The 15312-nt window shown below is 48.8% G+C and carries 11 protein-coding genes; 8 read left to right on the top strand and 3 right to left on the bottom strand.

From position 1 onward, the window contains the following. The first annotated feature begins 113 nt into the window (after positions 1–113). The 3 genes from FIU82_RS11885 to FIU82_RS11875 are packed head-to-tail and all read left to right on the top strand — an operon-like array spanning position 114 to position 3080. Complete coding sequence (locus FIU82_RS11885) at positions 114–2561, top strand: YdbH domain-containing protein (protein WP_152441146.1); 2448 nt, start codon at positions 114–116, stop codon at positions 2559–2561. A 4-nt stretch (positions 2562–2565) separates the two neighbouring features. Beyond that, positions 2566–2751: a YnbE family lipoprotein gene (locus tag FIU82_RS11880; protein ID WP_022944728.1), complete on the top strand. Its 186-nt coding sequence runs from the start codon at positions 2566–2568 to the stop codon at positions 2749–2751. 8 nt (positions 2752–2759) lie between these two features. Further along, entirely contained in the window at positions 2760–3080 is a 321-nt protein-coding gene (locus tag FIU82_RS11875; RefSeq protein WP_022944727.1) for a YdbL family protein, read from the top strand. Between the two features lie 102 nt (positions 3081–3182). Here the strand turns inward: FIU82_RS11875 and FIU82_RS11870 are convergent, their stop codons facing one another. Beyond that, positions 3183–4139, bottom strand: a complete 957-nt coding sequence (locus tag FIU82_RS11870) for a methylenetetrahydrofolate reductase (RefSeq protein ID WP_138549061.1) — start codon at positions 4137–4139, stop codon at positions 3183–3185. Between the two features lie 260 nt (positions 4140–4399). Between FIU82_RS11870 and FIU82_RS11865 the strand changes: the two genes are divergently transcribed. Further along, positions 4400–7276 carry a pitrilysin family protein gene (locus FIU82_RS11865; protein WP_152441145.1) on the top strand — a complete coding sequence of 959 codons (2877 nt, stop codon included), beginning with the start codon at positions 4400–4402 and terminating at the stop codon, positions 7274–7276. Positions 7277–7381: 105 nt separating this feature from the next. Continuing rightward, positions 7382–8851, top strand: a complete 1470-nt coding sequence (locus tag FIU82_RS11860) for an alkaline phosphatase D family protein (protein WP_152441144.1) — start codon at positions 7382–7384, stop codon at positions 8849–8851. A gap of 36 nt (positions 8852–8887) precedes the next feature. Here the strand turns inward: FIU82_RS11860 and srmB are convergent, their stop codons facing one another. Further along, on the bottom strand, positions 8888–10123 hold the full coding sequence (gene srmB, locus FIU82_RS11855) for an ATP-dependent RNA helicase SrmB (protein WP_138508945.1): 1236 nt from the start codon (positions 10121–10123) through the stop codon (positions 8888–8890). Positions 10124–10191: 68 nt separating this feature from the next. On the opposite strand from srmB, the gene FIU82_RS11850 reads away from it, so the two are divergent. Both FIU82_RS11850 and FIU82_RS11845 read left to right on the top strand, forming a co-directional pair. Continuing rightward, a complete protein-coding gene (locus FIU82_RS11850) occupies positions 10192–10887 on the top strand; it encodes a tRNA1(Val) (adenine(37)-N6)-methyltransferase (protein ID WP_138508946.1) in 696 nt (231 codons plus the stop codon). A 118-nt stretch (positions 10888–11005) separates the two neighbouring features. Further along, positions 11006–13000, top strand: a complete 1995-nt coding sequence (locus FIU82_RS11845; protein WP_138508947.1) for an alpha-amylase family protein — start codon at positions 11006–11008, stop codon at positions 12998–13000. Positions 13001–13567: 567 nt separating this feature from the next. On the opposite strand, the gene FIU82_RS11840 is transcribed toward FIU82_RS11845, so the two are convergent. Next, the gene (locus tag FIU82_RS11840; RefSeq protein ID WP_253946317.1) at positions 13568–14161 is read right to left on the bottom strand and encodes a cation transporter; all 594 of its coding nucleotides are present in this window, start codon (positions 14159–14161) and stop codon (positions 13568–13570) included. 245 nt (positions 14162–14406) lie between these two features. Between FIU82_RS11840 and FIU82_RS11835 the strand changes: the two genes are divergently transcribed. Further along, positions 14407–15285, top strand: a complete 879-nt coding sequence (locus FIU82_RS11835) for a LysR family transcriptional regulator (RefSeq protein WP_138508949.1) — start codon at positions 14407–14409, stop codon at positions 15283–15285. The last annotated feature ends 27 nt before the right edge of the window (positions 15286–15312 follow it).

Below are 15312 nucleotides of genomic sequence, written 5' to 3'. Positions count from 1 at the left end.
AAAGGCTGCCTTGGCAGCCTTTTTTGTTGCTCTTATTGATGTGTTCCAATCAGCTTCGCTTCATGAGAAACTTTTAAAATGATCACCTACCATTTACCGCTTTAAGGAAAACTATGCTGCGCAAGCTGTTGATTGGATTAGCAGTGATAGGGCTCACTCTAGCTACCGCCTACTTATTTCGCATTGAGCTCACCTTTATGGTAGCGAAACAGTACCTTGATGCCGATGAAGCAGAGTTAACCTGTGCTGATTGGCAATGGGGGAGCGGGCTGACCACAATCACAGTCAATAAGTTATGTGTAGGTTATCGCCAGCACCGGCTTGTTATAAAGCAGGCGCGAATCACACCGCAGCACATCGATATTGAAAAAGCAGCCTTAACTCTGGCTAAGCAACAAACTCAATCATCCAGTGATACTGGTAAACCTCAGGCGCTTAGTTTGCCGCTGACAGACAGTCGTCCGTTGGTAACTGTTGAATCCCTTTCCGTGTACACGCCTTATGCCACTGCGCCTGTGCGTATGACGGTGAGTGAGCCGCAACTCAATCAGTGGGTGTTAAATGGTGATATAGCCGGTGATATCGCCATAACCTCGCAGCATATCGACTATGAACTGCATGCCAATAAAGCCTTAAGAGCCCAGCTTATGGCTGTGGCCGAGCCATCACTCATGCGCTTTAATATCTCTCAGTGGGCATTGCCGGAGCTACAAGCACAAGGGCGTTATTACGGAAACCGCATCGATAACCAGATCACTATTGCCAGCCAAGCTACCTGGCAACATACGCCTTGCCCGGTGCAGGTGAGTAGCCAGGGCAGCATCGAGGTGCGCTCCAAGAACATGCGTCGCTTTGACCTAGACACCAGTGCACTTACAACGCAATTGCGAGCGCAGGCTCAGTGTGACTATCAAGCCAGCCTAAAATCCTATTTCCCAGAGCTGCTCAAGGGGTCATGGCAGCTAACGTTGGCCGAACCAAGGGTGAGTATAGATGAAAGCGAGGTGCAGCTAACGCAAGTGCTGCTTACGCATAACAGCGAACAGACTAAAGTGGGTGTTCGCTTAGAGGCGCCGCGTGCCAATTGGCGCACAGCACAGGTGGCTGCCGATTATGCTTTACAACTAGAAACCCAGTCGTTAGGGCGGCTTAGTGTTTCGGGACAGGCAACTGAGCAGCGCATTAGCGGCGCCTTTAAAGGTCAAGTAGCCGCGCCGGTGGGTGAGAATGTGCATGTTGCCCCCGTAAGCGCCACTGGCGAGTTCGACCATAACTTTGCTGGGGCTACTGCGCTGCATGGGCAACTGAAAACCGCACAGTTAACAATGGCGCCTTATTCTGGCGAACAGGTAGCGGTTACTGTTGATGCCACTATCAGCGCAGATAACTCGATTTCAGCGCGCCTTGATACCTTTGCTGCTGTTGCGGCGAATGCTGATATTAAACTGCTTGATGTCGAACAGAATTATCAGGTACAGGCTGATTTAGGGGCAGGGCGGCGCAGCGCACAGGTTGAGGTGCAAAGCCGTATTGGGCAACTAGATTCTGCGCAGCTGAGATTAAGTGAGCTCAGTGTCGATAGTCAAGTTGATATTGCTCGCAGCATTGATGGTGAGCACCTTATCTCATGGCAGCAGGCGCAAGCTTTGGTTAAGCACAGTTGGCAAGAAACGGCTTTTCCTATCACCGTGGTATTGCCGCCGACGCCCTTACCTTCATTGCAAGCCATTGCCAGCCAATTGGCCCCCGAGTTGTCACTGACCGCCGGCACACTCAGCGCTCAATTGCACGGTGATGCGCGCCTTCAGCGTATGCAATGGCAGCTAGATGTGGACGACGCCAGCGTGCTTTATCAGAGTTACTTAGCCGAAGATATCGATACGTCGCCGCAAGGACAGTGGAATTCAGGGCAACTTCAGCTCGATGATACTAGCTTTACTATTTCCCAACTACGCGCTGGACCGGTGTTGTCACAGGTGCAAGGGCTCTGGGGTTATGACCAAGATGCCTACCTCAAAGAGGTGCAGGCCGAGGTGTTAGGTGGCACTTTGTCGCTGGATAAACTTTATGTGACTGGGCTAACGAAGCGTCGTGCTCCCACCTTCGTTGAGGTAGCACAAATTAATGCCCAAAGCCTACTGGCGCTAGAGCCACAGCAGGGCATTGAGATCACAGGGGTATTGGCAGCAAAACTACCAATACGGTTAGAGGAGCAGGGAGTCAGTGTCGAAAATGGCCGTATTTATTCGCAAGCTCCGGGTAAATTGACGATTAAAGATAACGCCGCCTTCGATGCGGTGAAAGCACAGCAGGCAGAGCTTGGGCCGATGTTGGGCATGTTGGAAAACTTAGATATCAACAGCATCAACGCCGATGTTGATTTAAAAACCGATGGTTGGTTAACCATGGCGATGCAATTAAAAGGGGAAAACCCCGAGCACCAGCAAGCTGTAAATTTTAACTATAATCATCAAGAAAATATCTATACCCTATTTAAGGCGCTGCGCTTAAGTGATGAAATCACTAAGAAAGTGGAGCAAGAGTATCAAGCGAAGGAGTAAGCGAATGAGCAAACTATCGCTGGTGGCGGTGGTCGCTATGTTAACTTTAATGGGATGCACCCATAAGGTTGAGGTAGAGAGTAAAGAGCCAATCACCATCAACCTAAATGTCAAAGTCGATCATGAGATCCGCGTCAAAGTGGATAAAGAACTCGACGAGTTATTCAGCGATGACAGCGAGCTTTTCTAGGAGGGGTTATGAAACTAGTTAAATGGAGTATGTTAGTCAGTGCCGCCATGTTGGCCTTCAGTGCCTGGGCGCTAACTTTAGACCAAGCTAAGGCGCAAGGTATCGTCGGCGAAACCAGCAACGGCTATTTAGCCTTAGTACAAAATAACAGTGAGGCGCAAAAGCTCATTGCCGAGATTAACGCTAAGCGTAAAGCCAAGTATTTATCATTGGCGAAGAAAAATGGTATCAGTTTGAGCCAAGTGGAGGCGTTAGCAGGCGCCAAAGCTATCGAAAAAACGACCGCAGGGCATATGGTTAAAGTCGACGGTCAGTGGCGTAAAAAGTAGCACTAGGGTGAGCACAGTGCAGTAGCACGCTGCACTTTTTGCCGCTCAAAATGCCCAGCGCTATCAGTAGGTATAGCACTGGGCGGGCAAAAGAAAGGTAAACTAGGCGATTTGTCGTTCTGCCAAGCTCAGCTCCATAGTGGCTTTAAGCAAACGATACAGGTTGATGGATGCATCGATTTCCTGTTTACGGTTCGTCAGTGACTCGATATTCAACCCCAGCGGCACATCCAGATGGGCGCAGCTACGTAAGATCAAATCTAAGTTTTCGCGGCAGATGCGCACCGACTCACTCAAGGTGTTTTCGGCATCAAGCATGCGCCACTTAGTAGCCTCAGGCACGGAAATCCCCAACCACTGCATAAAATCCAGCGTTTTTTCACCGCCACAAGGGGTGAAGGTTAAAATAATACGCTGTGGCGAGAGCCCTTGCTGGCGGCAGCTGCGGGCATAACTGGTGATTAGATCAATAGTCGCTTGCGCATCATAAACCGCCTGGGAGATAAAAAACTGACACCCTTGCGCCGTTTTGGTCAGTAAGCGCTCATGTTCATTACGCTTATTAGCGTGGCGCTCGGCAATGGTCACGCCGCCTAAAAAGAAGTCCTGGTGATGAGCGGCAATCTGGCTGTAGGCATCATTTAAGCTTAGCTTGATATCCCCTTGTGACGACGGACTTCCGACTAAGACTAAGTTATTTAAATCATGGTCATTGGCGGTGCTATCAAGCCACTGATTAAATTCATCCTGATTACGCTGAGCTACACTTTTATAGGTGATCACATCGGCGCGTGATAAGCGCCGCAATAACTGGCCATAATCACGTGGGTCAATGGTGTGTTTGAATGGGAAGGGGCGCGGCGTGCTGATGCGACTGCTCTCGTCCTGAATGTCATAAACCACCACACCGTCATACTCAATTTCGTGTAAACGGCCAAGCAGCTTTTCGGCAATTGCGCGCATAGCGACTTCATCAGTATCTGCTTTAGGTGGCGTAGTGCCAATTAAATACACGCCCTGACGGGGGTCCTCTATTTTTTCTCGCAGTGATAAAGCCATGGTTCTCATTCCCAGCAATTGACAATGAAATAACTATAACAGCCATTTAGACGTCTAAACAGCTTTTTATAATGAAACTTACTCAACTAGAGTGAATTTGCTTCAAGTTAAAGCGTTATTCAGCATGAGCTGACCGTTATACCCATTTTGTCGTGGCTGACATATTTGTTTACAGCAAAGTGACACCCCTAAGGTGCGTTTGCGATGTGATTTATTGCATAATGAGGAAGCTAAAAAACAACAAAACATCAAGGTTGAAGATGAAACTTTCTCTATTAGCGACAGGTGTCGCCTTCGCGCTCACTCTTGGCGGTTGCCAAAGCACGCAAACGACGACCAGCACCCCAACGGCTGCTGAGGCCGCGCCACAGTCACAAGCAGTGTTCTCCCAAGACTATGTACTTGAAGAGCTTGATAATGGCCTGCGAGTCATGGTGGTGAAAACAGACTACCCCGATGTAGTGTCATTACAAATCCCGGTGTCCGTAGGCTCACGTAATGAGGTGGAACCAGGAAAAACCGGCTTTGCACACTTCTTTGAACACATGATGTTCAAAGGCTCTGAGAAATTTCCTGCACATGTATATGCAGATATCTTGAAAAACTCCGGGGTCGATAACCGCGCTTACACCACGAATGATTACACCAATTATCACCTTAACTTCTCCAAAGAGCACCTCGATAAGGTGCTAGAAATTGAAGCGGATATCTTCCAAAACTTGAGTTACAGTGAAGAGCAATTCCGTACCGAAGCGCTGACCGTCAAAGGCGAATACTTAAAGAACAACGCCAGTCCTATCCGTAAGTTACTAGCGGCGGTGCGTAATGAGGCCTTTGATAAGCATACCTATAAACACACCACCATGGGCTTTTTTGCCGATATTGAAGCCATGCCGGATCAAAGTGAATACGGGCAAACCTTTTTCGAGCGCTTTTATAAGCCGGAATATGTCTCTTTGGTAATCGTCGGTGATGTTGACCCGCAAGCGACCATTGCGATGGTGAAAAAGCACTGGGGCAATTGGCAGCAAGGGGATTATCAAGCCGATATTCCTGTTGAACCGCAACAACAGGCGCCTCGTTATGTGCATGAGCAATACGAAGGGCTACCCGGGCACTGGTTATTAGTGTCATACAAAGGTGCAGCATGGCAGCCGCAGAAAAAAGACCGCGCGGCGCTTGATTTACTCTCTCAACTATACTTTTCTGAGAACTCAGATTTGTATCAAGAGCTGGTTGTTGATAAACAAATTGCTAGCCAAATGTTCACCTACAACCCGGAAACCAAAGATCCAGGCTTGATGCATGTGTTTGTGAAGGTGGATGATGAGCAGCACCTCACCACCGTGCGCGATGCTATCAACCGCACTTATGCTAAGGCACGTACAGAGTTGGTCGATGAAAGCCGACTACAAGCCTTGAAATCGCACCAAAAATATAGCTTTATTAATAGCTTAGATTCATCACAAAGCATCGCCTCAACCCTTGCGCGGTACATGCATTTCGAGCGTGACCCTGAGGTGATCAACAGCTTGTATGCCACTGCCGATAACATTAGTGCCGAAGATATTCGCACTATGGCGAATAAGTACTTTGTCGATAATAACCGCACCACGGTGACGATGTCGGCTAGTGAGTCGGTCGCAGGCTTTGCCAACGAGGTGCGCCTTGATGCTTTAGTCGCTGAGCATCAAAGTAAACCTACCGAGCGCCATTTTACCGTGCTCGATAACACGAATAGTTCGCCGCTGGTGGATGTTAACTGGTTATTCTACACCGGCGCGGCTGCCGACCCAGAGGGCAAAAAAGGTCTGGCGGCACTGACTGCGGCAATGATTGCCAAAGGCGGCAGTGAGTCACAAAGCTATAAAGATATTCAAAAGGCTTTATACCCCATGGCGGGGAGCTTTAGCTATCAAATTGACAAGGAAATGATGTCGTTTCGTGGTCGTATTCATAAAGACAATGCTGACAAATGGTATGCCTTGGTGAGCGAGCAATTGCTAAACCCAGGGTTTCGCGAAGACGATTTCCAGCGGCTGCAAAAGGAGCTTGTCGATAGCATTAAATCAGGCTTAAAAGCGTCTAACGATGAGGAGCTGGGCAAGGAGGTACTGTATAGCAAGCTGTATCAAGGTCACCCCTATGAAAGTTATAATTACGGCGACTTATCTGATCTGGAAAATATTACCTTAGCGGATGTGCGGGCCTTTTATCAGCAACAGCTGACCCAAAGTAAACTGCACTTGGGTATTACTGGAGCCATGCCACAAGAGCTGAAAACGCAGCTGTTAACGGACCTACAGGGCTTACCAAAAGGTGAGCAACGCCGCCTTAATGTGCCTGACGCTCCAGCGCTTGATGGGCGTTACGCTACTATTGTCGAAAAGTCGGCAAAATCAACGGCAGTGTCGTTTGGCTTCCCTATCGATACCACGCGATCGCATAAAGACTGGACAGCATTATGGTTAGTGCGCTCATACTTAGGTGAGCACCGTAACTCGAACGCCCAGTTATTCCAGCGTATTCGTCAGGTTCGGGGGATGAACTATGGCGACTATGCCTACATCGAGTACTTCCCTCGTGGTATGTTCCAAACTAAACCGGATGCCAACCTAGGGCGTTCTGAGCAAATCTTCCAGGTATGGTTAAGGCCGCTGCGCTCAAATAACGATGCTCACTTTGCTACTCGCACCGCTTTATTCGAGCTCGATAAACTCATTGCCAATGGCATGAGCGAAGCGGACTTTGAAGCAACGCGAAACTTCTTAAGTAACTATGTGCCGCAACTGGTAGCCAGCCAAGACCGACAGCTAGGCTATGCCCTAGATAGTCGTTTTTACGACACCGATAACTTTGTCGACTATGTGCGTGAGCAGCTCAGTAGCCTAAGCGTCGAAGATATAAATCGGGTGATCAGTGAGAATCTACAAAGCGACAATATGCACTATGTGTTTGTTACTGGAGATGGCGCCGATATGCAGCAACGACTGGCCTCGGAGCAGGAATCACCGCTGCAGTACAACACTGAGAAACCGCAATCGCTGCTTGACGAAGACAAGCAAATTCAACGCTACCCTTTGCGTATTCCCGCTGAGAATATAGAGGTGTTAGCGGTCGACACCGTCTTTGAATAAGCATTAATCTGCACGAAAAGCCGCTGTTGATGAGCGGCTTTTTTATTGCTGTGTTTCTGCTATGGTAATGAGCGACAACTCATTTGTATGCCATGGAGGGAGATAATGTCAGCCAAGCTATTATTGGGGCCTATTCTTGGCCTTGAATCAGATACCCTATATACCTTTGTCTTTGTGACCGATAACAATGTGCAGCAATGTCATGTTGCGGTGGATGGGCAGAATTTAGAGGCAGTTGAAATCGGTTCCCTCAGTGCGGGGAAGGTATGGAAAGCCCGTATCGAACTGGAAACCTCGGGTTACCTTGATTACCACATTACTATCCACGGCGAGGACGCCGCAGACCAACAAGGCCAACAGCTGTGGACATTTTATGTGCCTGAGCAGGGAGAAAAGCCGCGCTTAGCCTATGCCTCATGTAATGGTTTTTCCGATTATAAGATGATGAATGCCACAGAAAAACCTTACTATTTATGGCGTGAAATGCACACACAACACCAACAGGCGCCATTTTCACTGCTGTTAATGGGAGGCGATCAGGTTTACGCTGACTCCATATGGTCTCAAGTCCCCACATTACAGCGTTGGAATGAACTTGATAAAGAGCAGAAAATAACGCGCCAAGTTAGTAAAGAGATGCGCAACCAAGTGACGCGATTTTATAGCCAACTGTATTTAGCTCGCTGGAATAAAGCGCCAATGGCGGCGATGCTGGCTTCAGTGCCATCGTTAATGATGTGGGATGATCACGATATTTTCGATGGCTGGGGGAGTTACCCTGATGATTTGCAGAGTTGCCCCGTGTATCAGTGTATCTATGAGGCGGCGCGTAAGGTGTTCACTTTGTTGCAATTACGCGGCAGCGATAACCACGGTTTACTTGCCGGTGAACAAGGTTGTGACTTTTCATTTGCGCTGAGATTTCACGATTATCATATTTTGGCCCTGGATAACCGCTCTGAGCGCAGTTTAAGCCAGGTGATGTCGGATACTTGTTGGGCTCATGTGACCGATTACCTCGATAGCCAATGCCAGCGAGGAGATTTGCTGGTGATGAGTGCGGTGCCTGTGGTCTATCGTGATTTTTCTTTCGCTGAGCGTGCGGTTGATGCCACCCCTTGGCAAGAAGAGCTGACCGATGATTTAAAAGATCATTGGCGGGCAAAAGAGCATGAAGGGGAGCGCGCTCGTTTAATTATGCGACTCATTGATAATGCCAAGCAACGTCAAGGCAAAACTGTGTTGCTGTCGGGGGATGTGCATGTGGGAGCTCTAGGAGTGATCAGGGCGCCACAATCTCAAGGCGTGGTGAAAATTCACCAAGTGGTGTCCTCGGGGATAGTGCACCCGGCGCCGACCTTTATGCAGTGGCTCGGGATTTGTGCGATCACCAATGACGATTTGGAATACATTGATGAAGGGGAGCAAATTACGGCTTCCATGCTGCGCCCATTTGGCTCAGCAAAGTACATTCGCGCTCGTAATTTTGTGTCTATGTGCCAAGGTGATGACGGCAAACTATGGGTCAACTGGCTCATTGAGGGCAAAGACAAGCCGAGTTATCCCATTAACTAGAGAGTAAAAAGGCCTCTTTAGGGAGGCCTTTTTTAACTACTTTTTGGCTTTGATTTTAGCCTTGGCTTTTTTGCGCTTGGCTTTGATCTTGACCGGATCTTTTTTCTTTTTCGGTGGCAACTTAGGCTCTTTATGTTGTGGCTCTAAGCCCTTTATTTTGCGCCGTTTCAGTACTTGATCGGTATAACGCTCTATTTTGCCAACCATGGCCACATCATGGGCCTCAACCAAGGAAATAGCGGTGCCTTTTTTACCTGCACGGGCCGTGCGGCCAATGCGGTGCACGTATACATCGGCCGTGCGTGGCATATCAAAGTTGATGACATGGCTGATATCGCTGACATCAATGCCGCGTGCGGCGACATCTGTGGCCACCAAAATATTAGTGCGACCACTGTGAAAGCTAGCCATGGCTGCCATGCGTTTATCCTGTGGCATCTCGCCACGTAGCCATGTGGTTTTTATATCATTAGTATAAAGCTCGCCCACTAACTTTTCTAAACGCTCGCGGGTTTTTACAAACACCACGGCCTTTTCCACATCACTTTGTTTCAATAGATGGGTCAGTAGTGCCAACTTGTGCTCGTAATCATCGGCCAAGTGAACCCATTGTAAGATCTTGCCGCGCTCGCGACGCGAGGGCGAAGCTTCAAGTTTCGCGGGCTCATTAAGGATTCGCGCGGAGAACTTTTCAACTGCTTCGCCTTCCAAGGTGGCCGAAAATAGCAGGCATTGGCGTCGGTTTTTGGCTTCCTCACAGATGCGCAGCATTTCTTTGCGAAAGCCCATATCTAGCATGCGATCGGCTTCATCGAGGATCAACATTTCCACATCCTCGGCGTGGAAGTTTTCGGTATCCAAATACTCCATTAACCGTCCAGGAGTGGCAATCAGCACATCATTGTTCTTTTCAAAGATTTCTTTATGACTGCCGTAGTTGATGCCGCCGGTCACCACGCCAATTTTCAGATGCGTGTGGGCTGCGAGCTTCTCACACTGCTCATGGACTTGGTAAGCAAGTTCGCGCGTTGGTGCCATGATCAGCACGCGAGCGAAACCTGGGTTACGACGCGGGTGGTCGAGTAAGTATTGAATTGCAGGGATCAAGAATGCTGCCGTTTTCCCTGTGCCCGTTGGTGCACCCGCAAGTACGTCGCGACCATCAAGGGCCTCTGGGATGGCGAGCTGTTGGATGCTGGTGGCTTTGCTAAAGCCCATGGCATCAATGGCTTTTAAAAGCGCGGCATCAAGATCAAAATCGGCAAATTGCATAAAGGAGTCAAAATGAAGGACAATTGCGTTAATTATACGTGGCACATACACAAACACAAAGGGCAAAAGTGGCAGGATTTAACTTTAAACGCTTCTCCATCGCACAAGACAACGTCGCCATGAAGGTCTCAACCGATGGCATCTTGCTCGGTGCGTGGGCCGATGTCAGCCAGGCGCGGCGTATATTGGATGTGGGCACGGGCACAGGGCTACTGGCGTTAATGGCTAAGCAGCGGGCGCCCGACGCGAGTGTGCACGGCATTGATATTGAACCGGATGCTTGCACTCAAGCACAGCTTAATGTTGCTGCGAGCCCTTGGCCTGAGGTGGCTATAAGCCGCTGTGATGCTAATACCTTCACGCCCGAGCAAGCGGTTGATTTAGTGATCAGTAATCCACCGTATTTCGATAATGCCCTTAAAGCCGGTAGCGACAAACGCACGTTGGCGCGCCATACCGATAGTTTACCTTTTAGTGAACTACTGGGTGTGTGGCAGCGAGCCAGCCACAGCCAGACTGAATTGGCGGTGATTTTGCCACTATCTGGCGCCGAGCAATTAAATCAATTGGTGCTGCAACAAGGGGGATATTTACGCCGTTGTTGTCGAGTGAAAACCACCGCCACTAAAGCCGTAACGCGCTGTTTAATGCAGTGGAGTTGGCAGCAAAGTGATTGCCATTATAGCGAGTTGGTGATCCATCAAGGCGATGATTACAGCGCCGAGTATCGCGCATTGTGTCAGGATTTTTACCTGCGTTTTTGATTTTTCAGTGCTTTTGTTTCGGTAATGAATACGTATTCAATTGCCACAGTGATGCACTCAGTCTAGTGTTAAATTTTTGTAAATTAAGCTCAGGCTAATAACGAAAATGAGACACACTATGACAACTAAAACCCTCCTCGCTGCGAGCCTCTCGTTAGGTCTTGCAATCCCGGCGACAAGTTATGCCGCCCCGACCACCTTTGTTCACTTGTTTGAATGGAGTTGGCCAGATATTGCTCAAGAATGTGAGCAGTTCTTAGGCCCCAAAGGCTACGCTGCTGTGCAGGTGTCACCGCCCAATGAGCATATCCAAGGCAGCCAATGGTGGACTCGCTACCAACCGGTCAGTTATGAGCTCACCAGTCGCGGTGGCAATCGCAGCGAGTTCATTGATATGGTCCAGCGTTGTGGCGAGGCCGGCGTGGATATCTATGTTGATACCCTGATTAATCACATGGCGGCGGGCAGTGGTGTTGGCACGGCAGGACACAGCTATGGAGATAAATATTTCCCAGATTACAGCCCACAAGACTTCCATACTAGCTGCGCTATCAATCCTGAAGATTATGGCAATGACCGTTGGCGGGTGCAGCATTGTGAATTGGTGGGCCTCGCGGACCTAAACACCGATGCCGAGTATGTGCAAAACACCTTAGCCAATTACATTAACTCACTGCAAAGCTTAGGGGTGAAAGGGTTTCGTTTTGATGCTGCGAAACATGTTGCGGCAGATGATATTGCCAGCTTAATGAGCAAGGTGGTAGGCAACCCGGTGGTATTCCAAGAGGTGATTGATCAAGGCGGTGAGGCTGTCAGCGCTTCGGAATATCTGGCCACAGGCTTGGTCACCGAATTTAAATACAGCACCGAGCTTGGCAACACCTTTCGCAATGGCAAACTCGCCTGGCTGAGCAATTTTGGTGAAGGGTGGGGGTTTATGCCGAGCTCCTCAGCGGTGGTGTTCGTCGATAATCACGATAACCAACGTGGTCACGGCGGGGGCGGTAATGTGATCACCTATGCCGATGGCCGGTTATATGATTTAGCGAACGTATTTATGCTTGCCTATCCCTATGGCTACCCCAAGGTGATGTCGAGTTATGACTATCATGGCGATACCGACGCTGGTGGGCCTAGTGTGCCGGTGCATAATAACGGCGAGTTAGAGTGCTTTGGCAGCAACTGGCAGTGCGAACACCGGTGGTCTTATATCGCCGGTGGCGTGGATTTTCGCAATAACACCACCGAGCACTGGCAAGTGACGCAGTGGTGGGATAATGGTAATAACCAAATAGCCTTTGGCCGGGCGGATGCCGGGCATGTGGCCATTAACAAGGAAGATTTCGCGTTGCAGGCGACGATCGCCACCGACATGGCTCCAGGACGCTATTGCAATGTACTTAAAGGTGCGCTGAGTGAAGATGGCAGTCGCTGTAGCGCTGAGGTTATTACCGTACAACCCGATGGCACTATTAACCTTGATGTGGCCCCTTGGGATGCGATGGCTATTCATCATCAAGCCAAATTACCTGCCGTAGATGACGGTGACTGGCAGCGCACGGTGATCTTTATCAAGGCAGCCACCGCAAGCGGCGAGGATCTATTTCTACGCGGCGGCATTGACCACCACTATGCCAACACCACACAAGGGCGCGATTGCCAAACCAGTAACTACCAATGTGCCATGCCTATTCGTCACAACAACCTACGGAACACCACCACAGCGCCGTGGAAAATCAATGATAACTACCTTGATTGGTATGGTACTGAGGCGGGGCAAAGTAGTGATGCTCCCGGCAGTGCGACCGACTGGACCACCGACCTTTGGCCCAGCGACTGGGGCACTGAGCGCACCGTGAGTGTTGATGGTTATGGGGTGACAACGCTTAATACGTGGGGGCCGCATTATTGGATGCTGGATGTTGAGATGGATTGTAGCCGCGCGGTAAATGGTTGGTTTGAAATTAAAGCCTTTGTGCGCAATGGCCAAGGCTGGGAGGGGGATATTAACCAGCCGAATAGCCCTTATGCGAGCGCAAATCATTTTGCACAATGTGGCAAAATAAACACCTTTGAATTCAATAGCGATACCGCACTCATACAAAGTTTTTAGCCTTTATTACCCAAGTCAGGAGCGGATAAATCACTCTGACTTGGGTTAGCCGATAGGTTAAAGACCATTTTTTACCTTATGTACTAAGGTAAAATTGTAGCCCTAAGGTTTTGGGTTCAATCGGAATGTGCAAAAGTTACTCTTTCGATAACTTATATAAGCCAGGAATCAATAGTGAAACGCCTAGCGAGAGTAGCAATACTAACGCCACTCTTAACACATCCAAGGTAATGAAATCACTCAGCGCTCTTTCTAAAGCGAGCATCAAGAGGACTGAAATAGCCGATGTGTATTTTCTTCTTTGAGTAAACTCATGAAGCGACTTGCACTTCACGCACCTGTATTTGGTGGAATGAGAAGATAGCTCAAACCACGCGAGAGATATTTTGTGTCCACAGTTTAGGCATGTTATCGACATTTAGAGTATCCTTCTCAATTTTAAAACCTTGTCTACGGGTTTATGGCCCATTCCTCCATGATAACACCACACTCCTAAAGATGAATCTAGATAGCAAAGGCTTCGTAAGACTTTTATTACCGCAATTTCTTGCCAAGTTAATTGTCCATTTAATCCAACTCACAGCTACAGTAACTACGCTGCACTGGGCAGGTTTGTAATTGCTTAAGCGCTGCAAGCATCATTTTTACAGGCACAACAATAAAGTAGACGGAGGCAACAATCACCATAATGGGGTCGGCGTAGGCCGCATACACACTTAAATCGAAATAAGTGAGCAGGGCTGCGATGAAAAATCCGGCGATAACCGCAGCGCTGATCACCGCATCCATAAACCATTGCTTGGTTTCAGCTATTACCAAAGCAGATGCACTAGCTTGGGCTTTAATCACTGTGTAAGCACCTAGACAAGCAAGCAGGTTGATGACACCAAATAGCAGTGCGGCCGCAGTATTGATAGTGCGACCACCATCCATCATAGCCAGCAGGGCAGAGATAAAAGACACACTGCACATCAGTGCGATAACAAACCCCTTAAAAGCAATAACAATGGCGGGTAAGCGCTGACTTAGTAAGGCACGTCGTTGAGAGCTTGGCGAATTTATATATGCGGCGGTAAGCAGTGAGATAGCCGTTAATAACACACTGACAAGGGAGTAAGCACCGTCAAATAAAATCACCAAGGAGTCTAACCATAGACCCAAAATGAGGCCTAATAAGGCTAGTAAAAGCGCGCTTATGCAAGAAAACAGCAATAGCTTCTGAGTATTTAAAGGAGACACCATAAACCACCTCACAATGGGAATGTGTTCAATAGCAATTAACAACGTGCTGCCAGTGTAATGTCATAGAACTCACTTCCAAAGCCGCTGAGCGACGATATTTACGTCGCTGAGAAGGCATAAACTTGCTATGGTAAATAAAACCAGCAAGATATCTGCGGCACGGTATGAAAGTCAGTCAAATTGAAATATTTCTCGCTATCAGCGAATCGGGCTCGATTGCAGAGGCGGCGCGACGAATTGGCAAAAGCCGCACGACGTTAAGCTCGGCACTCACCGCCCTTGAGGATGAACTTGGCGTTGAGCTGCTTACTCGCACCGGTAATCAAGTCTCGTTAACGAATATTGGTGAGGTGATTAAAAATGACTGTGAACGCTTGGCGATGATCGCTAACGACATCACCGGTCGCTGTCATCAGCACTTGCAAGGCGTTGAAGCCTCGCTGCGCATTGCCCGAGACGATGCTCTCCCTGAGGCTTATTGGCGACAACTGATTCATGAAATGAGCAGACAATTTCCTAGTATTAGCGTTTCTGTGTATATGGCGCCGCCGCCGGAGCTCAACGATATGGTGGAGCAAGGGGTCGTCGATATTGCTTATTGTCTGTTACCCCAAAGCCAGCAACTAACAAGTAGCCATCAAGTCAAGCTAGGTGAAATTCGTATGATGACCGTGGCCAGCAAAGCCCACCCGCTCACGACACTCAGCCAAGTAGTTAAAGCCGACCTGTCCAGGTATACCGAATTTGCGTTAGCAACTATTGATGAAACGGGGCTGCATGCGGTTACTCCAGTCTCAGGAAATTACATCGCGTTGCCTTTTTATGAGCATCTGCGCAATGCCGTGCTTGATGGCACCGGCTTTGCCAGTGTGCCCTCGGTTTTAATTAATCCCTATCTACGCGACGGCAGTGTTAAAGTTTTGAAGTACGATCAAGCGATGACATCACAGGCCTATGGCATGATTCAAACCCGCTATAGCCAGCTTGGTCGGCTAAGCCAGTGGCTAGCGCAACAAATTGCTGCCTACCTGAGTGAATCTTAGCGGCTGGCTGAGAAAGTAAATGAGAAA

It is taken from the genome of Pseudoalteromonas sp. THAF3 (assembly GCF_009363775.1).
GTDB classification, from domain to species: Bacteria; Pseudomonadota; Gammaproteobacteria; order Enterobacterales; family Alteromonadaceae; genus Pseudoalteromonas; species Pseudoalteromonas ruthenica.
This window is presented reverse-complemented; position numbering and strand designations above follow the sequence as displayed.